The sequence below is a fragment of the Paenarthrobacter sp. 22069 genome, assembly GCF_052046035.1.
GTDB lineage: Bacteria > Actinomycetota > Actinomycetes > Actinomycetales > Micrococcaceae > Arthrobacter.
In genome coordinates, this window is the sequence record NZ_JBQEQF010000004.1 from 56,247 (window position 1) to 78,330 (window position 22,084).

The 22,084-nt window shown below is 66.3% G+C and carries 18 protein-coding genes; 7 read left to right on the top strand and 11 right to left on the bottom strand.

Annotation, left to right across the window (positions count from 1 at the left end; genetic code table 11):
• Nucleotides 1-4: 4 nt before the first annotated feature.
• Nucleotides 5-2,110 (bottom strand): putative bifunctional diguanylate cyclase/phosphodiesterase, encoded by a 2,106-nt coding sequence (locus ACTJK0_RS04255; RefSeq protein WP_440744475.1) that lies wholly within the window; start codon nt 2,108-2,110, stop codon nt 5-7.
• Nucleotides 2,111-2,319: 209 nt separating this feature from the next.
• Nucleotides 2,320-2,589 (bottom strand): GlsB/YeaQ/YmgE family stress response membrane protein, encoded by a 270-nt coding sequence (locus ACTJK0_RS04260; RefSeq protein ID WP_043452229.1) that lies wholly within the window; start codon nt 2,587-2,589, stop codon nt 2,320-2,322.
• Nucleotides 2,590-2,879: 290 nt separating this feature from the next.
• Between ACTJK0_RS04260 and ACTJK0_RS04265 the strand changes: the two genes are divergently transcribed.
• Entirely contained in the window at nt 2,880-3,743 is an 864-nt protein-coding gene (locus tag ACTJK0_RS04265; protein WP_440744372.1) for an HAD hydrolase family protein, read from the top strand.
• 16 nt (nt 3,744-3,759) lie between these two features.
• On the opposite strand, the gene ACTJK0_RS04270 is transcribed toward ACTJK0_RS04265, so the two are convergent.
• On the bottom strand, nt 3,760-5,127 hold the full coding sequence (locus ACTJK0_RS04270) for a UDP-glucose dehydrogenase family protein (protein ID WP_440744373.1): 1,368 nt from the start codon (nt 5,125-5,127) through the stop codon (nt 3,760-3,762).
• Nucleotides 5,124-6,281 carry a glycosyltransferase family 4 protein gene (locus ACTJK0_RS04275; protein WP_440744374.1) on the bottom strand — a complete coding sequence of 386 codons (1,158 nt, stop codon included), beginning with the start codon at nt 6,279-6,281 and terminating at the stop codon, nt 5,124-5,126. The genes ACTJK0_RS04270 and ACTJK0_RS04275 overlap by 4 nt, the downstream gene beginning before the upstream one ends.
• 260 nt (nt 6,282-6,541) lie before the next feature.
• Between ACTJK0_RS04275 and ACTJK0_RS04280 the strand changes: the two genes are divergently transcribed.
• Nucleotides 6,542-7,399, top strand: coding sequence for a DUF2382 domain-containing protein (locus ACTJK0_RS04280; RefSeq protein WP_440744375.1), 858 nt, complete (start codon nt 6,542-6,544; stop codon nt 7,397-7,399).
• Nucleotides 7,400-7,848: 449 nt separating this feature from the next.
• Nucleotides 7,849-9,165 carry a cell division protein PerM gene (locus ACTJK0_RS04285; RefSeq protein WP_110542732.1) on the top strand — a complete coding sequence of 439 codons (1,317 nt, stop codon included), beginning with the start codon at nt 7,849-7,851 and terminating at the stop codon, nt 9,163-9,165.
• Between the two features lie 42 nt (nt 9,166-9,207).
• Here ACTJK0_RS04285 and ACTJK0_RS04290 read toward each other — a convergent pair whose 3' ends face one another.
• The gene (locus ACTJK0_RS04290) at nt 9,208-9,639 is read right to left on the bottom strand and encodes a hypothetical protein (RefSeq protein ID WP_110542733.1); all 432 of its coding nucleotides are present in this window, start codon (nt 9,637-9,639) and stop codon (nt 9,208-9,210) included.
• A gap of 39 nt (nt 9,640-9,678) precedes the next feature.
• On the opposite strand from ACTJK0_RS04290, the gene purN reads away from it, so the two are divergent.
• Nucleotides 9,679-10,260 (top strand): phosphoribosylglycinamide formyltransferase, encoded by a 582-nt coding sequence (gene purN, locus ACTJK0_RS04295; RefSeq protein ID WP_110542734.1) that lies wholly within the window; start codon nt 9,679-9,681, stop codon nt 10,258-10,260.
• Between the two features lie 520 nt (nt 10,261-10,780).
• A complete protein-coding gene (locus tag ACTJK0_RS04300) occupies nt 10,781-11,332 on the top strand; it encodes an endonuclease domain-containing protein (RefSeq protein ID WP_440744376.1) in 552 nt (183 codons plus the stop codon).
• An 84-nt stretch (nt 11,333-11,416) separates the two neighbouring features.
• Here ACTJK0_RS04300 and ACTJK0_RS04305 read toward each other — a convergent pair whose 3' ends face one another.
• Nucleotides 11,417-12,769: an MFS transporter gene (locus tag ACTJK0_RS04305; RefSeq protein ID WP_440744377.1), complete on the bottom strand. Its 1,353-nt coding sequence runs from the start codon at nt 12,767-12,769 to the stop codon at nt 11,417-11,419.
• A gap of 141 nt (nt 12,770-12,910) precedes the next feature.
• Between ACTJK0_RS04305 and purH the strand changes: the two genes are divergently transcribed.
• Nucleotides 12,911-14,596 carry a bifunctional phosphoribosylaminoimidazolecarboxamide formyltransferase/IMP cyclohydrolase gene (purH, locus tag ACTJK0_RS04310; protein WP_440744378.1) on the top strand — a complete coding sequence of 562 codons (1,686 nt, stop codon included), beginning with the start codon at nt 12,911-12,913 and terminating at the stop codon, nt 14,594-14,596.
• Between the two features lie 131 nt (nt 14,597-14,727).
• Here the strand turns inward: purH and ACTJK0_RS04315 are convergent, their stop codons facing one another.
• Nucleotides 14,728-14,925 (bottom strand): hypothetical protein, encoded by a 198-nt coding sequence (locus tag ACTJK0_RS04315; RefSeq protein WP_440744379.1) that lies wholly within the window; start codon nt 14,923-14,925, stop codon nt 14,728-14,730.
• Entirely contained in the window at nt 14,909-15,874 is a 966-nt protein-coding gene (locus tag ACTJK0_RS04320) for a hypothetical protein (protein ID WP_110542739.1), read from the bottom strand. Before ACTJK0_RS04320 ends, ACTJK0_RS04315 begins: the two co-directional genes overlap by 17 nt.
• 323 nt (nt 15,875-16,197) lie before the next feature.
• Here ACTJK0_RS04320 and ACTJK0_RS04325 point away from each other — a divergent pair, with 323 nt between their 5' ends.
• Nucleotides 16,198-18,417 carry an NADP-dependent isocitrate dehydrogenase gene (locus ACTJK0_RS04325; protein WP_440744380.1) on the top strand — a complete coding sequence of 740 codons (2,220 nt, stop codon included), beginning with the start codon at nt 16,198-16,200 and terminating at the stop codon, nt 18,415-18,417.
• 85 nt (nt 18,418-18,502) lie between these two features.
• On the opposite strand, the gene ACTJK0_RS04330 is transcribed toward ACTJK0_RS04325, so the two are convergent.
• The 3 genes from ACTJK0_RS04330 to ACTJK0_RS04340 form a co-directional block, all read right to left on the bottom strand.
• Nucleotides 18,503-19,021: a hypothetical protein gene (locus ACTJK0_RS04330; protein WP_440744381.1), complete on the bottom strand. Its 519-nt coding sequence runs from the start codon at nt 19,019-19,021 to the stop codon at nt 18,503-18,505.
• The gene (locus ACTJK0_RS04335) at nt 19,018-20,277 is read right to left on the bottom strand and encodes a serine/threonine-protein kinase (protein ID WP_440744382.1); all 1,260 of its coding nucleotides are present in this window, start codon (nt 20,275-20,277) and stop codon (nt 19,018-19,020) included. Before ACTJK0_RS04335 ends, ACTJK0_RS04330 begins: the two co-directional genes overlap by 4 nt.
• A gap of 282 nt (nt 20,278-20,559) precedes the next feature.
• Nucleotides 20,560-22,062, bottom strand: coding sequence for a hypothetical protein (locus tag ACTJK0_RS04340; protein WP_440744383.1), 1,503 nt, complete (start codon nt 22,060-22,062; stop codon nt 20,560-20,562).
• Between the last annotated feature and the right edge of the window lie 22 nt (nt 22,063-22,084).

The window sequence follows — 22,084 nt, forward strand, 5'->3', positions numbered from 1 at the left end:
CCTGCTAGCGGTCCTTGAGGGCGTGCAGTGCCTCTTCCGCGTGGTGCAGGGCCTGGCCAAGCCGGTCACCGGGCTCGGGCAATGAGAACAGGAACCCCTGAAGCGAATCGCACTCCAGCGCCGTCAGGTAGTCCGCCTGCGCCGCCGTCTCAATCCCTTCCGCAGTGACGGTAAGGCCCAGGCTGTGCGCCATGTTGATCATGGAACTGAGGATGGGCAGCCGCTCGTTGCCGGTCCTGACCATGGACACGAAGGACCGGTCGATTTTGACCGTGTCCACCGGCAGGTCCTGCAGCCTTCCCAGGGATGAATAGCCGGTGCCGAAATCATCCAGCGCCACCCGGGCCCCGGCGTCCCGCAGCCTGCTGAGTTGCTGGATCAGGCTGCAGTCGGCGTCGAAAAATACACTCTCGGTCACTTCCAGGACCAGCTGGTAGGGCTCCACGCCGCTGGCCTCGGCCAACCGCAGGACTGTGGCGGCAAAGTCCGGTTCCTGCAGTTGCACACCGGAGACATTCACCGCCAGGGACCGCGACGGGTCCCCGTTGAGCCACCGGGCCAGCTGCACCATGCCGGTGGCCATTACTTCGGCGCCGATTTCGCCGATCAGGCCGGTGCGCTCGGCGAGCGGGATGAAGATCGACGGCGGCACGCGTTCGCCGTCCCTGTCCCACCGCGCCAGCGCCTCGAGCTGGACCACCTGCCCCCGGCGGTGCGAGACGATCGGCTGGAAGTCAACGGTGATCTCGCCGCGGGAAACAGCCAACTGCAGGCCGCTTTCCATGTGGGTGCGCTGCACCAGCGCCTGCATCATGTCCGGGTGGAACCGCAGGAACCGGTTCTTGCCCGCGGCCTTGGCCGCATACATGGCGATGTCCGCGTGCCGCAGCAATTCGGACGGGCCAACGCTGTCCTGGCCCAGGGAAGCCACTCCAAGGCTGAGGCTGGGACGGAGGACCGTGCCGGCGATGGTCACGGGGACGTGAAGGCAGCGCACGATGCACGCCGCGATGGCGTCAGCATCAGGGCATGCAGTCATGAGCACCACGAACTCGTCGCCGCCCAGCCGGGCCACCACATCGGCGGTGGGGACGCAGCCGCGGAGGCGGCGCGCCACTTCAACCAGCATGTCATCGCCCGCCTGGTGGCCAAGGATGTCGTTGACTTCCTTGAAGTCGTCCAGGTCAAGGAGCAGGACATCCACCGCTTTGAGCCGCGGTTCCTGCAGGGCTTCGGCCAGGGCGTCGTTGAACACGGCACGGTTGGCGAGTCCGGTCAGCGGGTCCTGGAACGCCATGGCGCGCAGCTTTTCAGCCTGGATCGCCAAGTCCATCATTGCCTTGTGTGCCTGTTCCTGGGCCGTGCGCCGCAGCGTCACATCACGGAAGCTCCATACCCGGCCCACAATCCTGTCGCCCACACGCTGCGGCCGGGAGTAGCGTTCCAGTGTGCGGCCGTCACGAAGCTCCACCACATCATGGCTTTCGGCTGCCGCGTCCTCCTGCACTTGCCCGAGCCGCTCAGTGAAGGCCATGGGGTCTGCAACCTGTGCGATGACCAGCCGCAGGGCGTGCGCATCGCTGTCGGCTTCCATGATCTCGGGCGGCAGGTTCCACATGGAGAGGAATTGTTCGTTGAATCCGGCAACACGGCCGTCATTGCCCATGACCAGGATTCCGTCGGCGGTGGATTCGAGCGTTGCCGTCAGCAGCGACATGGCCGCGCGGAGGCTGGCATCGGATGCCTTACGGTGCGCCGTCCCCCGGGCGGAGAGCAGCAGCAGTGCTTCGCTTCCCCCAGTGCTGCCATCAGGCTTTGCTGTGTTCCCAGGGTGGGGGAGGAGCGCGACGGCCACTTCCAGGGGAAATCCGGTACCGTCCCCGCGCAACCCGGTGACCTCCAGCGGCTGCGGGTGCTCATCCGGCCGGTGGATCAGCTGGTGAAGCAGGGCTGCCACCTCGTCGCGGAAGCCCCGTGCGATCAGCAGACGGTGGTCCAGCCCGGCGAACTTCTCCTGGTCCAATCCGAAAAGCCTTGCCGCTGCAGCGTTGGCCGCCTGGACAGTGCCATCCGCTGCCAGAACGAGCAGCCCATCGGGACTTGCGTCCATCGCCACGCCAAAAGAATGTAATGCCACATTGTTGCTACGGCCGAGAAACCCGGTCATTACACCACCCCTTCGCCATCATAAAGGCCGCGCCGGGAAATTGGGCGGGAAAGGCGGGCTGCAAATTCGCCCTGGACAGTGTGGCGGGGACGTAAAAAGCGCCGGGCCCAATTGGGTCCGGCGCCTCTTACAGATGAATTAGGCGAAAGCGGCTACACGCGGCGGCCGCTGCGGTTGGTGACTGCACCGTAGATCAGCAGCACGATGATCGAGCCGAGGATTGCCAGCAGCCAGGTCCTGATGTCGAAGAACTCTGCCAGCCCGCCGCCGAAGATCAGCGATCCGATCCAGCCGCCGAGGATTGCGCCCACGACGCCGAGGACCATGGTGATCACCCAGCCTCCGCCTTGGCGGCCCGGCAGGATGGCCTTCGCAATGGCTCCAGCAATCAGGCCCAAAATGAGAAATCCGATAATGCCCATGTTGCCACTCCTTCTCAGTAAGTTGTACCGGGCCCCCATTTCCGGTTCCATCATTCAATCAGCAGGCTTACTATTCTGCAAGACTTTGATTATCACAGGATGACTGTCAGTTTGCTGTCACCGAATGCCGGCCTTTTATCCCGGCCGGAGCCGGAATGCCCGCCTTTGCATGTTTCCCGGCGGGTGTCCGCCAATAAGCGGCGCATTGCAGACGCCGGGGGCCCAGCGAGCGGGGTTGTTGCAACCGCCGGTAGGATGGCTAATCCCGCAACAGATCAAGGAGCGCAGCCATGCCCCGCCAGACTGCCAGGCCGCGTGCCATCTTCCTCGACATCGACGGCACCTATGCCGATCATGGGTTGGCTCCGGAGGCGCACGTTGAAGCCGTGCGCACCGCCCGGAAGCTGGGCCACCGCGTGTTCGTATGCACCGGCCGGCCGCTGTCCATGGTTCCGGGCCATATCCTGGAGACCGGATTTGACGGCACCATCACCGGGGCCGGCGCACGGGTGGAAGTCAACGGCGAGGTCCTCAAGGATGCCCGTTTCGCGCCGGTCCTTGCCGCACGCATCGTCGAGACCCTCGATGCCCATGGCGCTGCCTACATCCTGGAAGCTCCGGAAGCGCTGCACGGCCGCACCGGGGTGGACCGCCGGCTGCGAGAGGTCCTGGGTCCCATCTTCGCCGGCCGCCCGCAGCATGACGGGGTCCTCAGCACCGACGTGGACCCGCTGGAAGACATCCTCGGGCCGATGCAGTACAGCGATGACCTGCGCGGAACGTCCTACGCCAAAATCTCCTGCTTCGATTCACCGGTGCCGCTGGGCCGCCTGTTGGAAGAATTCGGCCCGGAGGTGGGGCTGATCCCGAGCTCCTTGTCGGCGCTTGGTGAGCGCGCCGGGGAGATCTTCATGGCGGGCATCCACAAAGCGGTGGGCATCCAGGTGGTGGAGGCCCACCTGGGGCTGGACCGGGCTGACATTGTGGCCATTGGCGACAGCGCCAACGATATCGAGATGCTTGAGTACGCGGCCGTGGGCATCGCCGTCGAGGGCGGCCATCCCGCCGTTCTCGCGGTGGCGGACAGGGTCACCGCCGCCCCCGCCGGCAATGGCGTGGCCTTGGCGTTCGCCGAACTGGGGCTTCTGGACTAGGTCACCTTTACTGGCGTCAGCGCGCGGCAGCGCCGGCCAAATCCCCGGCAGGGGTGCCCAGGCCGCGCACCAGCCAGCCTTCTTCCTGCCATGACGCCGCGTCCAGTACGTTCCGTGCGTCCAGGACCACCCGGCGTCGTACGAGTGCCCCTGCGATGCCGGGATTAAGCTGCCGGTATTCGTCCCACTCGGTGAGGAGCAGCACCAGTTCGGCGTCCTTGAGCGCCCGCGGCGTGGACGCCTCGAAGCGAAGGCGCGGGTAGCGCCGCCATGCCTGGTTGACCGCCTTGGGGTCGGTGACGGTGACGTGGGCGCCGGCAGCGGCCAGCCGGTCTGCCACATCCAGCGCGGGGGAGTCGCGGATGTCGTCGGTGTCAGGTTTGAATGAGGCACCGAGGACCGTGACGGAGCGGCCCGCCAGGACCCCGCCGCACAGCTCGGCCGCGAGGCCCACCGTCCGGTCACGCTGGCCGAGGTTGACCGAATCGACCACGCGCATCCACTCCTCCACCGCAGGTACCCCCAGCGCGGCCGCCTGGGCGCGGAAGCTGCGGATGTCCTTTGGCAGGCAGCCGCCGCCGAAACCCAGCCCCGCATGCAGGTAGCGGCTGCCGATCCTTGGATCCAGGCCCATCGCTTCGCCCAGTTCCGTCACATCCGCGCCCGCAGCATCGCACAGCCCTGCGACGGCGTTGATGAAGCTGACCTTGGTGGCCAGGTACGCGTTGGCGGCCGACTTGATGAGCTCCGCCGTGGCGAAGTTGCACACCAGCCGGGGGATCCCGGCCGCCAGCAGCGGTTCATACACCGCATCCAGGGCTGCCGTTACGCCAAGCGGTGCGCCGGTTGCCGGGTTGAAGGCGGCGGCCCGGCCGCCATCCACGCCGTAGACCAGCCGGTCCGGGACCAGTGAGTCCTTGACGGCGGTGCCCTGCCGCAGGAACTCCGGGTTCCAGCCCAGCAGAACATCCGGCCGTGCCGCCAGGACGCCGCCCAGCATCCCGACGGTGCCGACGGGCACCGTGGATTTACCGACGACGACGGCGCCCGCGGCCAAGTGCGGCAGCAGGGCCCTTGTGGCGGAGACCAGGAAGGTGAGGTCGGCGGCGTCGGACGCCTTGTCCTGCGGCGTCCCCACGCACAGGAAGTGCACCTGCGAGCCCCTGGCGTCCGCAGGGTCCGTGGAGAACCGCAGCCTGCCGGTGCCCCGCCCATCCTGGAGTAGTTCGTCCAACCCGGGTTCGTGGAATGGGGCCATGCCCTGTGCCAGGTGCTCCACCTTGCCGGGGTCGACGTCGATCCCCACCACGGTGTGTCCCATGGATGCGAGGGTTGCGGCGTGGACCGCGCCCAGGTAGCCGCAGCCGATGACGGAAATTTTCACAGTCGTGCCCCCTTGGTGGTGGTTGAGCCGGCCGGAACGGGCACGGCCGCGATGGCGTCCTCGTAGTGCTGCACCAGTTCGCTGCAGAGAGACGGCCAGGTTCTGTCCTGGACCGAGGCATGGGCAGCTGCCGCAAATGCCCGCCGCTTGGCGTCATCGCCCATCAGGTCCTGCACCCGGGCGCGCATCGCGGACAGGTCGCCGGGCTCGTAGAGCCACCCCGTCCGCGAATTTTCCACCAGGTCCAAGGGCCCGCCCCTGCCTGTGGCCACCACCGGAACGCCCGATGCCATGGCCTCCTGGATGGTCTGGCAGAAGGTTTCGAATTCGCCCGGGTGGACGAACAGGTCGAAGGACGCCACGGCTCGGGCCAGGGCTTCACCGCCGAGAAAACCTGTGAACACGGCCTCGGGGAGTGCACCCTCGAGGACTGTCCGCTGCGGTCCATCTCCCACGATCACCAGCTTGGTGTTGGGGATGCCGGTGAGCGCGGCGAGGTCTTCCACCTGTTTTTCCACGGCGAGCCTGCCAACGTAGCCGATGATCCGCTGCCCGTCGGGGGCAACCTTTGTCCGCCAGCCGTCGTCGTGCTTTGCGGGCGAGAACCGCGCGGTGTCCACCCCCCGGCGCCACATCCGCACCCGCGGGATGCCCCGCCCGCGCAACTGGTTCAGCGCGAACGTGGAGGGCGCCAGGGTGCGCGCGGCCAGCAGGTGGATGTTCTCCACCCGGCTCCACGCCCAGTTTTCCAGGAACGGCACGCCATACCGTGCGGCATAGCTGGGAACCTCTGTCTGGTAAACCGCCACAATGGGAATGCCCAGCTGGGCAGCGGCCTGGGCGGCACGCCAGCCCAGCACGAACGGCGAGGCAAGATGCACCACGTCGGGCGCGTACTCGGCAAGGATTCGCTTGACCCGGTACACCCCTCCCAGTGCCACCCGCACGTTCGCATAGCCGGCCAGCGGAACCGAGGGGAGCCTGTGAACCTCCGCCCCGTTCACCTGGACCGCAGCCTCCCCGTCATGGGCGGAAGGGGCGATGACCAACACCTCGTCACCGCGCTCCTGCAGATGCTCCAGGACCCGAAGGATGGAGTGGGTGACGCCGTTCATCAGCGGCAGGAATGATTCGGCAACGATAGCGATCCTCACCCCTCTACCGTGGGCGACTTCCTTGAAATGGCGGGGGAGGAAGCGTTACCCGGAGGAGAAGGCCGGGTGAACAACTGGCCGGGTTCCTCAAAAAAATTACTAAGTAGGCTTGGCATTCGATGCTAAGCATGCTTACGGTAGGGGTGCAGCTAGCGCAGAGCCTCAAGCAGACGGGGCGGAGGCCGGATGCCGGGACCCACCCCGGTGCCGGGGCATCCATAGCTAGCCGACCCAGCGCAACGACACATCCAAGGAGAGTCATGCTCAACAGGGAAAATCTTGAAAACCTGCTCAACCGCGGCGGCAACGTTGTTGGATCCGACGGCACGAAGATCGGTTCGATGGGCCAGCTGTACGCAGACGACGACACGGGCGAACCCACATGGGTAACCGTCAAGACCGGTCTCTTTGGCACCTCCGAGTCTTTCGTGCCTGTTGAGGGCGCGCACAACCAGGGCGACGACCTGGTGGTTCCCTTCACCAAGGAGCACGTCAAGGACGCTCCCCGTGTGGACGCCGACGGGCACCTCACCCCCGAGGAAGAGGACAGGCTCTACACCTACTACGACCGCGGCGCACGGACCTACAGCGATGCCCAGCGCGACGTTGACCTCCAGGGCGACGCCGACCTGAATGCCGGAACCCCCACGGCCGGCCTTGGTGCAGACCGCGATACCTACGACCGCGACACCTACGACCGCGATACCGCGCGCGGCACAGTGGGCCACGACACCTCCGGCCCCACCACGGACGACGCCATGACGCGGTCCGAGGAGCAACTGCACGTCGGCACTGAGCGCCAGGCCACCGGCCGCGCCCGGCTGCGCAAGTACGTCACCACGGAGAACGTCACCAAGACCATTCCCGTGGAGCGCGAAGAAGTCCGCATCGAGCGCGAACCCATCACCGACGCCAACCGCGGAGATGCCTTCGACGGCCCCGCCATCAGCGAAGAAGAGCACGAGGTGGTCCTCCATGAGGAGCGCCCGGTGGTGGAGAAGGAAGCCGTCCCGGTGGAGCGGGTCCGGCTGGATAAGGACGTTGTCCGCGACGACGTCACGGTCAATGAGGAAGTCCGCAAGGAGAACATCGAAACCGACGGCGACACCCGCCGGTGACAGGGGCAGGGGATTCGTTCCCCGCCCCGCGGGCAGGCTGGTTGACACAGCGGCCCTGACACGGTGAACGGCGCCGGGAGCCTACTTGGGGGCTTCCGGCGCCGCCGTGGTTTAAAGGACAAAAAATGCTGGTGCAGCCGCGCTGAGGGCAGCGACTGCACCAGCCAGTAGGACGAATATCTTCAGAACTTACGGTTCATCTCTCATTCGCGGCTCCTGTTTTCCCGGCTTACGGAATCCGGGCCCGTTCGCCGCTGGCCCGCCACATCCGGTGGCCCAGCGGAAAGCGCAGTACGTCCTGGGCGGACGCGGGGTGCTGGTTTCCCACAATTTTACGTCCGTGTCCGGGAAAAAGCGCCGCCGGGCAGGTCATTTGGTTGTTGCCCAATACCCGCCCTGAGCCTGTCGTTCGCGGGCAGTCAGCACCCGGCGTGACACCATGGAACACGATGAAACTGCGCGCTGATCAGACCGGAGACCGTGGCCTTCCCATGCCGTTGTGGCTGCAGGGTGCCCTCGAAACGGCGCAGGCGGCCATCATCTCCGCGCTGGTGGTGGTGGCACCCATTGTTGCGGTCTGGGCCACCGCCGGTTTCCAGAACGGCCAGTTCGAGGTCCTGGCCCGGCTGGCGGGGCAGTCCTGGCTTCTGGTCCACGGCGTTCCGCTGGAGCTCGCGGGCGCCGGATCCGGCCCCGCCAACCACGGCGGGTCCGACGTCCTGAGCTTGATTCCCCTTGGCCTGACCCTCATCCCGTTCCTTCTTGCCTGGCGTGCCGGCCGCCGCCTCGCCCGTGCGTCCTACACTGACCAGCTCTGGCAGGCCCTGCTTGGCTCCTGGGGCGTCTACGCCGCGTTCGGCATGGCCACCGGGTTCGTCTGCCGCACCGCCGACGTCGGAATCAATCTTTGGTACGCCATGTTGGTTCCCCTCGTGCCGTACGGGCTCGGCATGGTGGTGGGGGCCCGAAGGGAAGCAGGCTCCTGGAGCCGGCTCATCGGCGTCGATGCCGTGGACTGGATTTCCCGGACCAGCCAGCATTCCCGCTGGGCCGGATCATATTTCGCGTCTGCGGCGAAGGCCGGTTACGTGGCAGTGGTTTCCGCCCTTACCCTGGCAGCGGTCCTGCTCGCAGCCGACCTGTTCATCCACTGGAACCTGGTGGTTTCCGTTTATGAAGCGCTCGACGCCGGCCCGGTGGGAGGTGCCGCCCTCACCATCGCGCAGCTTGGCTTCCTGCCCAACCTGGTGGTTTTCGCCCTCGCCTGGACGTCCGGGGCCGGCTTTGCCATGGGGGTGGGCTCCCAGGCGGGCCCGTTGGGCACGGCTGTCGGCCCGCTTCCGTCCGTCCCCGTTCTGGCCGCCATCCCGTCGGGACCGCTGGACTACGCCTTCGTGGCAATGGTCGTCCCGCTGCTGGCAGGGGCCATCGCCGGGTGGTGGTTTCTCCGCGAGGGGGAAAACCACTTCGACGAATGGCTTGCCATCAAGGTCCACGCCCGCTGGTTTACGGCGACTGCTTCCACCGTGGTGCTCGGCCTGCTCGTCGGCGCGGCAGCGGGCCTGCTGACCATGTGCCTGGCCTGGCTCGCCCGTGGATCGGCCGGGCTCGGGCGGCTGACCGCCATCGGGCCCGACCCGCTATGGACGGCAGTGTGGGTGGCAGCCGAGGTGGCTGCCGGCGTCGTTATCGGCTACGCAGCCGGTCCCTGGCTGGAACGCGAGAAACCCGTCGCGGCGGAGCAGGAAGCGGAACTGGTCCACTAGGACAGCAAGGGCCAGAGCCCATTGGGGCCGGAGGTGCCCTAGCTAGCGCACACTGGTGGGCAGGACCTGCTGGAACTGCACCATGCACTCATGCGTGGCCCGGTCCGTCAGAGCCCTGCCCAGGCACGCCTGGTAGTCGCGCACCTGGTCGAACAGGACCATGGTGGTGACGATCAGCAGCACCATGACAGCTGCGACCACCAGTCCCGAAATGGTGCCGAAAAGAATAAGCCTGGATTCCTTCAGGCGCACAGCCCGGACCAGCAGGACGACGCCGAGGACCAGGCTGGCCGCCGTCAGCACCGTGGCCAGCCACAGATAACCGACGTCCAGTTGGTACACGAAGAAGGAACCGACCACCGTGACCACGAACATGCGGAACAGGGTGTGGGTCTTGGCGAGCGAGGCCTTGGCTGCGTCGGTGAGCAGGGGTTTAACCCGTTGCGGTCCGCCGCGGCCCGGTTCGCTGTTCATGTTTTCCAGCGTACGCGAGGCTGCACCTAAGCTGGACCAATGCGTATTGTCGTCCTCGTTTCCGGCACCGGGTCCAATCTCCAGGCAGTCATCGACGCCGTTAAGGCAGGGGAGCTCGACGTGGACATCGCAGCGGTGGGCGCGGACCGCGAAGGAACCTACGGCGTGGAACGCTCGGCTGCGGCCGGAATCCCCACCTTCGTGGTGGACTTCAAGGCATACCCTGAGCGGGCGGACTGGAATGCCGCCCTGACCGAGGCGGTGGCAGCGTACACGCCTGACGTGGTGGTGTCCTCGGGGTTCATGCGGATCGTGAGCCCGGCATTCATCGATGCCTTCAAGGGCCGCTACCTCAACACCCACCCGGCCCTGCTCCCCGCGTTCCCCGGCGCCCATGGCGTGCGTGATGCGATGGCTTATGGCGTGAAGGTCACCGGCTGCACCGTGCACTGGGCCGACGCCGGCGTGGACACCGGCCCCATCATCGCCCAGGAAGCCGTGGCGATTGAGGAGTCCGACACCGAGGAGACCCTGCACGAACGCATCAAGGTGGTGGAGCGCCGCCTCCTGGTCTCCACGCTTGCAGCCCTCGCCGCAGATCCCGCCTTCTCACCCAACTAGCTCGCAGTTGTTGTCGTTTTCAGCCTTCAAAACGACAACAACTGCTAGCTACTTGGTCCGGAGCTTGCCGGGCTGTGGATAACCCCGGCAGGCCGCAGGAGTGTTTGCGACCATGGTCGCGTGAAGACTCCCCGACCACTTCCGGCCGCCTTAGCCCAGTTGCCATTCAGCGTGCAAAGAAGCAGTCGACGCCGGGGTGACCCTGAGGCGCCTGCGGCACGTAGCGCTGAAAGCACCCAGCCGTGGCATCAGGGTTCCCCTCTACGATTCCTCCTTGGGACTCGTAGACACAGCGCAACGTGGTGCTCTGAGGCCGTTCACGACAATCACGGCGTTTTCAGCTGCGTCGCATGCCACAGCTTTCGCCTTCTGGGAGTTCCCCGGCTTTCTGCCCGGTCAGAAGGACGCGCAGATCCACCTCTCCCGCCCGGACACGATGGCTATTCCCCGCCGAAGGGGCGTGGCGGGCCACGTGGGACAGTTCTTCGATGACGAGGTCGTGTGCGTAGATGGGGTTCTGGTGACCAGTAGGCCGCGGACCTGGCTGGACGATGCCCGCAAGATGAGCGTCGAGGAACTGACAGTGGTTGCGGACCACCTCCTGCGCGTACCCAGGCCAGCCTTCGAAACCAGAGGCGAGGCGCACTGCACCCTGGAGGAGTTGGCTGAAATACTGGACCGACACAAGGGCACGCCCGGCATACGGAAAGCCCGCTTGGCACTGGAGCATTCGCGGGTGGGGGCCGACTCGGCGCCCGAAACGCGCTTGAGGCTGGCGCTGGAATTCGCAGGCCTTCCCGAACCGCAGCTAAATGTGCCCACAGACTTGGGCAGCGGTGTCGTTCGTCAGCCAGACCTGGGTTATCCGGACCAACGGGTTGCCGTGGAGTACGACGGGGACGTGCACTCTACTCCCGAACAGGTTGTCCGTGACATCGCCCGTGAAGAGGACTTCCATCGGGCGGGCTGGCTCCTGGTCAGGATCTCCAAGCGGCACATGGGCAGTGCGGCAAGGGCAGCAGTCTCGAAAGTGAGGTCCGCGCTTCTCAGCAGGGGCTGGTCACCCGACTGAGACGGCGGCCGGTCAAGTAGCTCGCAGTTGTTGTCATTTTGAGGGCTCAAAACGACAACAACTGCGAGCCAGTTAGGGGGCCGTCTACTGCAACCGGCGCTGGCGGGTTTCGGGGGAGAAGAATCCCATCCACAGGACGGACGCCAGCACCAGGGCGCCGGCCAGGGCAAAGGACGTGGCCAGCCCCAGCTCGGGCCAGAAGTAGTTGGCGAAGACCAGCGGCCCAAACCCTGCCCCCAGCCGCGAGAACGTCGACGCCCAGCCGAAGCCGGTGCCGCGGAGTTCGGTGGGGTAGAGCTCGGATACATAGGCGTACAGCACCGGAATCGCCACCTGCACCACGAACCCGAACACCAGCAGCCAGAACACTGCGGCCGTGGGGATGTCCACCACGATGGCCACGATCACCAGGGTCAGCGCAGACAGTGGGCCGGTCACGGCAAGGATCCATTTGCGGCCCACCCGTTCCACCAGGAGGGCAGCCACCACCACGCCCAGGAACCCGACGGCGGCCATCGAGGCAGTGGTGACGAACGCCTTGTACTCGGCGAAGCCGGCGCCAATGAGGATCCTGGGCATCCAGGTCAGGGACAGGTAGTACACCAGCAGGATGCTGAAGAACAGGGACCATGCCGCAGCGGTGATCTTCCAGTTGAACTGCCACACGGAGCGCAGCTGCGTCCAGGCGCTGCCGGCGGAGAGCCGTGGAACCGCCCTGGCGTCGGGGAGGCTGTACGCCCGGGGTTCCGCACCCGTGGCCTCCACCAGCCCGTCAATGATCCGGGCCGCTTCCTCCCGGCGGCCTTTCCGGATGAGGAACAGTGGTGATTCCGGCACGCTGCGCCGGACCCAGAACACCAGCAGGGCGGGCAGGACCATCACCAGCATGGTCAGTCGCCAGTCACCGTAGAGGGCCACCAGCCCCGCGGACACGAACCCGGCCAACGCCGCACCCACCGGCCACCAGCCGTCCATGGCGGTCAGCACCTTCCCGCGCTGCTTCCGGGGGGTGAACTCGCCCACCAGTGCGTAGTCCACCGGGATACAGCCGCCCAGGCCAAAGCCGGCCAGGAACCGGAAGACGCAGAACCAGATGAAGTCGGGGGCAAAGGCACCCAGCACGGTGAAGACCGAGAACAGCAGGAGGGTGGCTGTGAACGCCTTCCTGCGCCCCACGGTGTCAGCAATGGTTCCCCAGACGAAGGCGCCAAGGGCCATGCCGATCAGGTTGGCCGTTCCCACCCAGGCAGCCTCGCCGGCAGAGAGGGGCCAGTGCTTGGACAGCAAGGGGATGAGGATGCCGTTGAGGGTCACATCCCAGGCATCAAACATGAACCCCAGACCCCCGATCACGAAGATCCTGCCCTGGACTTTCCATCGCCAGGGCAGTTCCTGGACCACCTGTTCGCCGCTGGGCACAGTGGTGTAAGTATTCATCGCCGCCTCCTGTCCAAAACTTTAGCCCGCCCCAGGGCGTTCATACTCCGGAGCGCACGGCGGGCAACCGTGGCCTTCGCGATAAACTGGCCCTATCCCCACCAACCGCGGCCCGTGCCGCGAGATAAGACGGAGACATTTGTGAGCTTCACGCAGCATGAGCGCGTATCCATTGACCGTGTACCCATCCGCCGGGCCCTGATCTCGGTTTACGACAAAACCGGTCTGGAGGAGCTCGCGACGGGCCTGCATGCAGCGGGCGTGAAACTCGTCTCCACCGGTTCAACGGCGAAGAAGATCGCCGCCGCGGGCATCCCCGTACAGGAGGTTGAAGAGGTCACCGGTTCCCCCGAGATGCTGGACGGCCGCGTGAAGACGCTGCATCCGCGCGTCCACGGCGGAATCCTCGCCGACCGCCGCGTCCCGGCCCACATGGAAACCCTCGCCAGCATGGACATCGAGGCCTTCGACCTGGTGGTGGTGAACCTCTACCCGTTCGTGGAGACCGTCAAGTCGGGTGCCGCCCAGGACGACGTCGTGGAGCAGATCGATATCGGCGGCCCCGCGATGGTCCGGTCGGCGGCCAAGAACCACGCCGCCGTCGCCATTGTGGTGGACCCGTCCTTCTACAGCCAGGTGGTGGAGGCCGCAGCAGCCGGCGGCTTCGACCTGAAGACCCGCCGCCGGCTCGCCGCCAAGGCCTTTGCCCACACGGCGTCCTACGACAACGCGGTGGCCACCTGGACCGCCAGCCAGTTCCTGGACGAGGACGGCGACGGCATCATCGACTGGCCTGCCTACGCCGGGCTGTCCCTGGAACGCTCAGAGGTCCTGCGCTACGGCGAGAACCCGCACCAGCAGGGGGCGCTCTACGTGGACAAGGCTGCCCCGGCCGGCATCGCCCAGGCGGACCAGCTGCACGGCAAGGCCATGAGCTACAACAACTTCGTGGACGCCGACGCCGCCCTGCGCGCCGCCTTCGATTTCAGCGAGCCCGCCGTCGCCGTCATCAAGCACGCCAACCCCTGCGGTGTCGCCGTCGGATCCGCTGACGCTGCCGATCCCATCGCCGATGCCCACGCCAAGGCGCACGCCTGCGACCCCGTTTCCGCATTTGGCGGTGTCATCGCCGCCAACGGCACCGTGACCGCCGGGATGGCCAACACCGTCAAGGACATCTTCACCGAGGTTGTCATCGCCCCGGGGTTCGAGCCGGAGGCTGTGGAGATCCTCGCCAAGAAGAAGAACATCCGACTGCTCGCCCTGCCCGAGGGCTACGGCCGCTATCCCACCGAGTTCCGCCAGGTTTCCGGCGGCATGCTGGTCCAGGCCACCGACAAAGTGGACGCCGACGGCGACAACCCCGCCAACTGGACCCTCGCCGCCGGCGAAGCCGCAGATGAGAAGACCCTCGCGGACCTTGCGTTCGCCTGGACCGCGTGCCGGGCAGCCAAGTCCAACGCCATCCTGCTGGCCCAGGACGGCGCCGCAGTGGGGATCGGCATGGGCCAGGTCAACCGGCTTGATTCCTGCCGGCTGGCCGTGGAGCGGGCCAACACCCTCGGCGTGACGGTGGAGTCCGACGTCGAAGGTGCCGGCGGTGCCTCCAACGCCGCCGGTGACGGCGCACCGGAACGCGCCCGTGGTGCCGTGGCCGCTTCCGACGCGTTCTTCCCGTTCGCCGACGGCCTGCAGATCCTGATTGACGCCGGCGTCCGCGCCGTCGTCCAGCCGGGGGGATCGGTCCGGGACGAGGAAGTCATCGCGGCAGCGAACGCTGCCGGCATCACGATGTACTTCACTGGAGCCCGGCACTTCTTCCACTGACCACTCATCGGTTGCTCCGTAAACGCCCTTTTCACGCATCAATACGGCGCTTACAGAGCAATCGATGGTGACACAACGACGACGGCGCCCGTCCCCGCGAAGGGGACGGGCGCCGTCGTCGTTGTGTCGGCTTAGTCCTGGTCGTCGTCCTGGTCGTGGTCCTTATCCACCGGAGGGGGCTCCGGTGGATGCAGTTTGAGCTCCCGGGGCCGGGCTTCCTCCATCCGTTCCTTGGTCCAGTATTCGAGGATCTCCTCGGGCGTCTGGTCCAGGTCGGCGTGGCTGACAGGATCCTGGCCGGAGTTCGGCTTCTTAGGAGACTGCTGCACTGGTGTAGGTGGCCTCGATGACGGAGCCCCAGTAGGGGCCGTACATGACTGCGGAGCCGTTGTAGCCGTAGCTGTTGATGGAGTTCTGCACGCCCTCGGAGCTGGTGCCGATGAACCACGGGCCGCCCGAGGAACCACCGGTCATGTCACAGGGAATGCCCTGGGTGCCGAACTGCGGGTTGGTGGAATCTTTGGTTGCGGTGCCCGTGCAGCTCCACAGGGATTTTCCATCGAACGGCGCCGCTGCCGGGTAGCCGAAGGACTTGTAGGTGAGGCCGTAGCCCTGGTTGAAGGCCACTCCCGAGCCGCCGACGACCGCCGTCAGGTTCTGGCCGTTCAGGGGAGCGACGACGGCGAAGCCGGTGTCGTAGGCCATGTCACCGTTCGACACCCACTGGCTGGGGGCGTACAGGGAACGGGCGGTCCACTTGCCGTAGGGCGCGGAGCCGTTGTCATAGGCGGGCACGAAGACGAAGTTCGTGGCGTAGGCGCCGGGGCCCTCGTTGACGCAGTGGCCGGCGGTGGAGACTGTGCTGCCGTTTACAGAGGAGACGGCGTTGCCGGAGCATACATAGTTCGTTCCGCCCAGGGTGAAGAACACCTTGCCAATGTGCTTGACCGGGGTTTCGCTCTTGGCGATGGTGGGCTTGCCCTTGGTTGCCTTGGTGGTGGACGACTTGCCCTTTTCTACCAGGGCTGCGTTGGAGCGGTTGCCGCGTTCCAGCGCCTTGCCGGCCAGGACGTCACCGGGAACCGCGCTTTGCATCCGTTCCGGAGTCCAGTAATCCGCGGCGCCGGCAGCATCAACACTGACGCTGGCCACCGAGGGGTCAGTCTTGTCGCCGGACGATGCGGGGGCCGCGGATGCCCCGCCGGCCGAGGCGAATGCCAGTACAGCCGCTGCCGAGAAGGTCAGGAGGCCGGAGGCCAGGGACCGGGTGCGTGTCATTGTTGTCCTGTCTGAACGGGGTGGGCCCGGATTGGGAGGTGACCTAGCGAATTTACCGCCATATGACAGCTTTGTAAACAGTAGTGACGTATCATGTAGGGCCTTGCAGGGGTGCTGATCCCAGCTGTAAAGGGGAGTGGCTGCCACGGCTAGGCACCCCGGTGTGTGCCGCCGTCGGCCGTTCTCCATCGCTGTAATCCTCCCCACTGAGGGGTAATGCTGGGGCTCCGGTACGGTTCAAGGCGGCGTCCTCGGGTAAGTTGTACATGGTGAAATAGACCGAATTTTCACAACCAAGCCGACCCACAGGGAGACGCCCGCGCATGTCCAAGATTATCTACACCCACACCGACGAAGCGCCGATGCTGGCTACCTATTCGTTCCTGCCCATCATCGAGGCGTTTGCTTCGACTGCAGGTGTGGAGGTGGAGACCCGCGACATTTCGCTCGCCGGCCGCATCATTGCCGTCTTCGGTGACTACCTGACCCCCGAACAGCAGATCGGTGACGCCCTTGCTGAACTCGGTGAGCTGGCGAAGACGCCGGAAGCCAACATCATCAAGCTGCCCAACATCAGCGCCTCCATCCCGCAGCTGAAAGCTGCCATTGCAGAACTCCAGGGCCAGGGCTACGCACTGCCGGACTACCCGGACAACCCCTCCTCGGATGAGGAAACTGCCATCCGCTCGCGCTACGACAAGATCAAGGGCTCCGCCGTGAACCCGGTCCTGCGTGAGGGCAACTCGGACCGCCGCGCACCCCTGTCGGTCAAGAACTACGCCCGCCAGAACCCGCACTCCATGGGCGCCTGGACCCCCGAGTCCAAGACCAACGTGGCCACCATGGACCGGGATGACTTCCGCTCCAACGAGAAGTCCGTGGTCATCGAATCCGAAGGCACCATCGCCATCCAGCTGGTCCGCGAAGACGGCTCCGTGAAGGTCCTGAAGAAGGCGTTCCCGGTTCTTGCCGGCGAGGTCATCGACGGCACCGTGATGCGCGCCGCCGCCCTGGACGAATTCCTCAAGGCCCAGGTGGCACGCGCCAAGGAAGAGGGAGTGCTCTTCTCCGCGCACCTGAAGGCCACCATGATGAAGGTCTCGGACCCCATCATCTTCGGCCACGTGGTCAAGGCCTACTTCACTGAGCTTTTCGACACCTACGGCAAGCAGCTCTCCGCCGCCGGCATCAGCCCCAACAACGGCCTGGCCGCCATCCTCAGCAGCCTCGAGGACCTTCCCGAAGACGTCCGCGAAGGCGTGCAGAACCTGATCAAGAAGGGGCTGGAAGACGGCCCCGCCCTGGCCATGGTCGACTCGGACAAGGGAATCACCACCCTGAACGTCCCCAGCGACGTCATCGTCGACGCCTCCATGCCCGCCATGATCCGCAGCTCCGGCCACATGTGGGGCCCGGACGGCAAGGAAGCCGACACTCTGGCAGTACTGCCCGACAGCTCCTACGCCGGCATCTACCAGGTGGTCATCGATGACTGCCGCGCCAATGGCGCCTACGACCCCACCACCATGGGCACCGTCCCCAACGTTGGCCTGATGGCCCAGGCCGCAGAGGAATACGGCAGCCACGACAAGACCTTTGAGATCCAGGAAGCCGGCAAGGTGCAGATCGTGGACGGCTCCGGCAACGTCCTGGTCGAACACGAGGTCTCCGCGGGCGACATCTGGCGCGCCTGCCAGACCAAGGACGCACCCATCCGCGACTGGGTCAAGCTGGCCGTCACCCGCGCCCGCGCCTCCCAGACCCCTGCCGTGTTCTGGCTGGATGAGGAGCGCGCCCACGACGCCAACCTCATTGCCAAGGTCAACGAGTACTTGAAGGACCACGACACCGAGGGCCTGGACATCCAGATCATGTCCCCGGTCAAGGCCACCGCCTTCACCCTCGAACGCATCCGCAAGGGTGAGGACACCATCTCCGTCACGGGCAACGTGCTCCGCGACTACCTGACGGACCTGTTCCCCATCCTGGAACTCGGCACCAGTGCCAAGATGCTCTCGGTGGTCCCGCTGATGAACGGCGGCGGGCTGTTCGAGACCGGCGCCGGTGGCTCGGCCCCCAAGCACGTCCAGCAGCTCCTCAAGGAAAACCACCTCCGGTGGGACAGCCTGGGCGAGTTCCTGGCCCTGGCCGTAAGCTTCGAGCACCTTGCCACCACCACCGGCAACGCCCGCGCCCAGGTCCTGGCCGACACCCTGGACCGCGCCACCGGCACCTTCCTGCTGGAGAACAAGTCCCCGAGCCGCCGCGCCGGCGAGCTGGACAACCGTGGCAGCCACTACTACCTGGCCCGCTACTGGGCAGAGGAGCTGGCAAAGCAGACGGACGACGCCGACCTGGCCGCCGCATTCAGTTCGGTCGCGAACGAGCTTTCCGTCAAGGAGGAAACCATCGTAGGCGAGCTGGCCGAGGTCCAGGGCTCACCTGTGGACATTGGGGGCTACTACCGTCCGGACGACGCCAAGGCTTCCGCCGTCATGCGTCCGTCCGCCACCTTGAACAAGGTGATCGGCAGCCTGGGCTAACAGCCCGGTGGGCTCAAGGCCTTAATCATAAGGAGCGGTGTTCCGGAGTTGCCGGAGCACCGCTTCTTTTTGTTTGGCCTCCAGCCTAGTTTTTGCCCTTGCCCTTGTCCCCGTTATTGCCCTTGCCGGCGTCCGCGCCGTTCCCGGATGCGTTTCCGGGATCCGGCGCGGGTGCAGGTTGCGCGGATGTTGGCTCCGGGGCGGGGGAGGGGCTTTGGCTGGCTGCCTGTCCCGCGGCGATCCGGGCGTCTTCGGCGGCTTTCGTGGCTGCCGCCTGCTGCGCCTCGATGGCGTCCTTGAGGTCTGCGCGGACGGCGGTGGCCACCGTGGTGATGCTGCGACGCCGTTCCTCCGACACCTTGCCCTTCGCCTGGGCCGCGGAAAGATCCGCTTCGAGGCCATCGAGGGCCCTAAGTGCCGACGCGGGATCATTCTGTGACGAGGCCTGGGTAATTTCCAGGACCCGCGCCTGCAGTTGCGTTGCGACCTCCCGCTGAAGCCCATTGCTGTTCGTTGCGCAGCCGCTGAGCATGGCCGCCGCTGCCGCAAGCGCGAAGCAGCCGGCCAGGACCCGGCGGCGTGTCCCGACTACGGGAAGCGTCACGGCTCCACGCTCTTTTGGAGCTCCTGCAGGTGGTCACCCAGGACGCCGGTCACCGTAGGGTAGGGGACGACGTCGGCCGGCCGGGCCGAGATGCTCATCATCACCGCAGCGGCGGCCGCGGCAACCACCAGGATTCCGAGCACCAGCGCCAGCCAGATCCGCCGGCTCAATGAAATGCGGGGTTTCCGGGCGCTGCCGGCGGCCGAGGTGCCGGCCGGGACAATGGTTTCCGGCGCCGCTTCAGATGCCGGGGCAGGTGAGGCGGGAGAATCAGCGCCGGCTTCCGGGCTTGCCGCTGCCTCCCGCACTTCGTCCACTGATTCCTCGGCGGTGATGGTGGGCGGGTGGAAGGGCATGGCGGGCAGCACCCGGGTGGTTTCCGGCGCCAGCTCGCCCGGCGTTGAGGCCGGGGAAACCAGGGCCTGGCGGAGGGCCGTCTCGATGTCCGCGGCCGTCGGCCGTTCCAGCGGTTCGATGGCTGTCATGGAACGGATGAGGTCCGCCCATTCGGAGGGAACGTCGTCGGGAATTTCCGGGGCGCGGTGCAGCCTGGCGACGGCCGACTCCACGGCGCTGCCGGGATACTCCACAGTGCCCTTGATGCACTCCAGCAGCACCAGTCCCAGTGAGTAGATGTCCGTGGCTGACGAGAGGGGCTTTCCCAGGGCCTGTTCCGGACTGAGATAGGCGGCCGTACCCACCATGGTGCCCGTGGCCGTGAGCCGCGTGGAATCGACAATCCTGGCGATGCCAAAATCTGTAAGTTTGGGCCGCAGCGGCTCACCCGGGCGAATTTGGACCAGGAGGATGTTCCCCGGCTTGATGTCGCGGTGGATGATGCCCAGGCCATGGACGTAGGCCAGTGCGTCTGCGATGCCGGCACCGATGACGGACAGCTCTTCCAACGGCACCCGGCTGTGCCTGATGCGGCTGCGCAGGTCCTGGCCGTCCACCAGCTCCATGGTCAGGAACGGCCGTGGTTCATCCGGGATCCGGTCATCAATACCGGCGTCGAAAAGGGTCACCAGGCCGGGATGGTTCAGGGTGGCAAGGAGCTGGATTTCTGCTTCCTGCCGCTTGAGTTCGTCAGCGTCCGGAGCCTGCGGGGCGAACAGCTTCAACGCAACGTCGCGGCCAAGGTTTTCATCGCGGGCGCAGTAGACGGATGACATTCCGCCCCGCCCAATTACTTCACCTAAACGGTAGCGACCGCCGACAACTTCATTCTTGATGGAGCTAGGCGATTCCGCCACCATGACCGTTCCTCCCGGTGCTCTGCGGCACTGTCGTACCTCAAATTATACGGGCGGTACGGTGGAACCGGCGATTGGCCGGGGTCCTTCCGTGGTGGCAGGCCGACGGCCCGGCGGTGAAAGCGGATACCTTCACCGCCGGACCATTGGCTACAAGGACATGTGTGCTGATGACATGTTTTGTACGGTTGCTTCGTTTCCGGGCTGGTGTCCTCCTTTCGTCAGCCCGCTGAGTGCTGCCGCTTCAGGCGCCTCGCTGCGGGCGTTTCCTGTCGGGGGGTGAAGCTAGGACACCTTGCGCTTGCGGATCACCAGGAGCCCGGCCACCAGGAGCAGCAGGGCCAGGGGAACCAGCGATCCGTCCCAGCCGGTGTTGGCGAGGCCGGTGTGGGCAGCACCGGTGTTTGCAAGGGCGGAACGTCCGCCGGCCGTCGTGCTGCGGGGTGCCGTGACGGTGCTGATTGCTCCGCTGACCGCTGTCGAGCCCGCGGGTGCTGCTGAGACATCACCCGTTGCTCCGCTACCGCCGGTCATGCCGCCGTCGCCGGCCGTGCCGCCATTGCCGGCCGTGTTGTCAGAACCCGGCGTGCTGGTGCCGGGATCGAGGGTTCCGGTGTCGCCGGTGGTGCCGTCCCCCGGGGTGCCGGTGCCCGGATCGGTGGTGCCGGGATCGGTGGTGCCGGGTGTGCCCGTGTCGCCACCGAGTCCGAGGTCGATGCCAAGATCCACGCCGGCATCCAGGGCACCGGTTCCGGATGTGCCCGTGCCCAGGTCAGCACCCAGGTTTACTCCGGCCTCAACTGCACCGGTGGTGATGCCACCCAGGCCAAGATCCACAGCTGCTGCTGCGGCGAGGTCTGCGGTGGTCCCGTCCGTGGTCGCGGTGCCGTCGGTGACGGTGCCGAGGCCGAGGTTGACGTCGGCCGCGACTGCCAGGTCGGCAGCCGTCGGGTCTGTGGTGCCGACGCCGAGGTTGACGTCGGCCGCGACTGCCAGGTCGGCAGCCGTCGGGTCCGTGGTTGTGCCGCCGAGGCCAAGATCCACAGCTGCTGCTGCGGCGAGGTCTGCGGTGGTCCCGTCCGTGGTCGCGGTGCCGTCGGTGACGGTGCCGACGCCGAGGTTGACGTCGGCGGCGACTGCCAGGTCGGCAGCGGTCGGGTCTGTGGTGGTGCCGCCGAGGCCGAGGTCCACAGCTGCTGCTGTGGCGAGGTCTGCGGTAGTTCCGTCCGTGGCCGCCGTGCCGTTGGTGACGGTGCCGAGGCCGAGGTTGACATCGGCCGCGACTGCCAGGTCGGCAGCCGTTGGGTCTGTGGTGGTGCCGCCGAGGCCCAGGTCTACAGCTGCTGCTGTGGCGAGGTCTGCGGTTGTCCCGTCCGTTGTGCCGGTGCCGTTGGTGACGGTGCCGAGGCCGAGGTTGACGTCGGCCGCGACTGCAAGATCGGCAGCCGTCGGGGCTGTGGTGGTAGCACCGCCCAGGCCGAGATCAACGTTGGCATCGACAGCGAGGTTGGTCGCGGTTCCATCCGTGGTGCCGGTGCCGTTGGTGACACCGCCAAGACCGAGGTTGACGTCCACTGCGGCGGCGACATCCGTTGAGCTGGCCGGCGTTGGGTCACCCAGCAGGCCCAACGACGTCGAGTCAGCGGGTGCCGCCGCCGAGATGAGGGCGGAGGCGGAAAGGTCCGTCCCGCTGGTGGTATCCGCTGCATTGGCGGCAGCGGTGCCGAAGGCCAGGAGGCCGCCGGCGAAGAGGGTGCTGAGCAGCCCCCTGCGAAGGGTGCAGTTCATGATGGTTCTCCTGAAAGTTGAA

What these genes read in the sequence shown, in the direction of transcription:
- ACTJK0_RS04280 (WP_440744375.1), top strand. Translation starts at nt 6,542, where the DNA reads ATGCTCAACAGGGAAAATCTTGAAAACCTGCTCAACCGCGGCGGCAAC.
- purN (WP_110542734.1), top strand. Translation starts at nt 9,679, where the DNA reads ATGCGTATTGTCGTCCTCGTTTCCGGCACCGGGTCCAATCTCCAGGCA.
- ACTJK0_RS04305 (WP_440744377.1), bottom strand. Translation starts at nt 12,769, where the DNA reads ATGAATACTTACACCACTGTGCCCAGCGGCGAACAGGTGGTCCAGGAA.
- ACTJK0_RS04285 (WP_110542732.1), top strand. Translation starts at nt 7,849, where the DNA reads ATGAAACTGCGCGCTGATCAGACCGGAGACCGTGGCCTTCCCATGCCG.
- ACTJK0_RS04290 (WP_110542733.1), bottom strand. Translation starts at nt 9,639, where the DNA reads ATGAACAGCGAACCGGGCCGCGGCGGACCGCAACGGGTTAAACCCCTG.
- ACTJK0_RS04335 (WP_440744382.1), bottom strand. Translation starts at nt 20,277, where the DNA reads ATGGTGGCGGAATCGCCTAGCTCCATCAAGAATGAAGTTGTCGGCGGT.
- ACTJK0_RS04320 (WP_110542739.1), bottom strand. Translation starts at nt 15,874, where the DNA reads ATGACACGCACCCGGTCCCTGGCCTCCGGCCTCCTGACCTTCTCGGCA.
- ACTJK0_RS04325 (WP_440744380.1), top strand. Translation starts at nt 16,198, where the DNA reads ATGTCCAAGATTATCTACACCCACACCGACGAAGCGCCGATGCTGGCT.
- ACTJK0_RS04255 (WP_440744475.1), bottom strand. Translation starts at nt 2,110, where the DNA reads ATGGACGCAAGTCCCGATGGGCTGCTCGTTCTGGCAGCGGATGGCACT.
- ACTJK0_RS04260 (WP_043452229.1), bottom strand. Translation starts at nt 2,589, where the DNA reads ATGGGCATTATCGGATTTCTCATTTTGGGCCTGATTGCTGGAGCCATT.
- ACTJK0_RS04340 (WP_440744383.1), bottom strand. Translation starts at nt 22,062, where the DNA reads ATGAACTGCACCCTTCGCAGGGGGCTGCTCAGCACCCTCTTCGCCGGC.
- ACTJK0_RS04265 (WP_440744372.1), top strand. Translation starts at nt 2,880, where the DNA reads ATGCCCCGCCAGACTGCCAGGCCGCGTGCCATCTTCCTCGACATCGAC.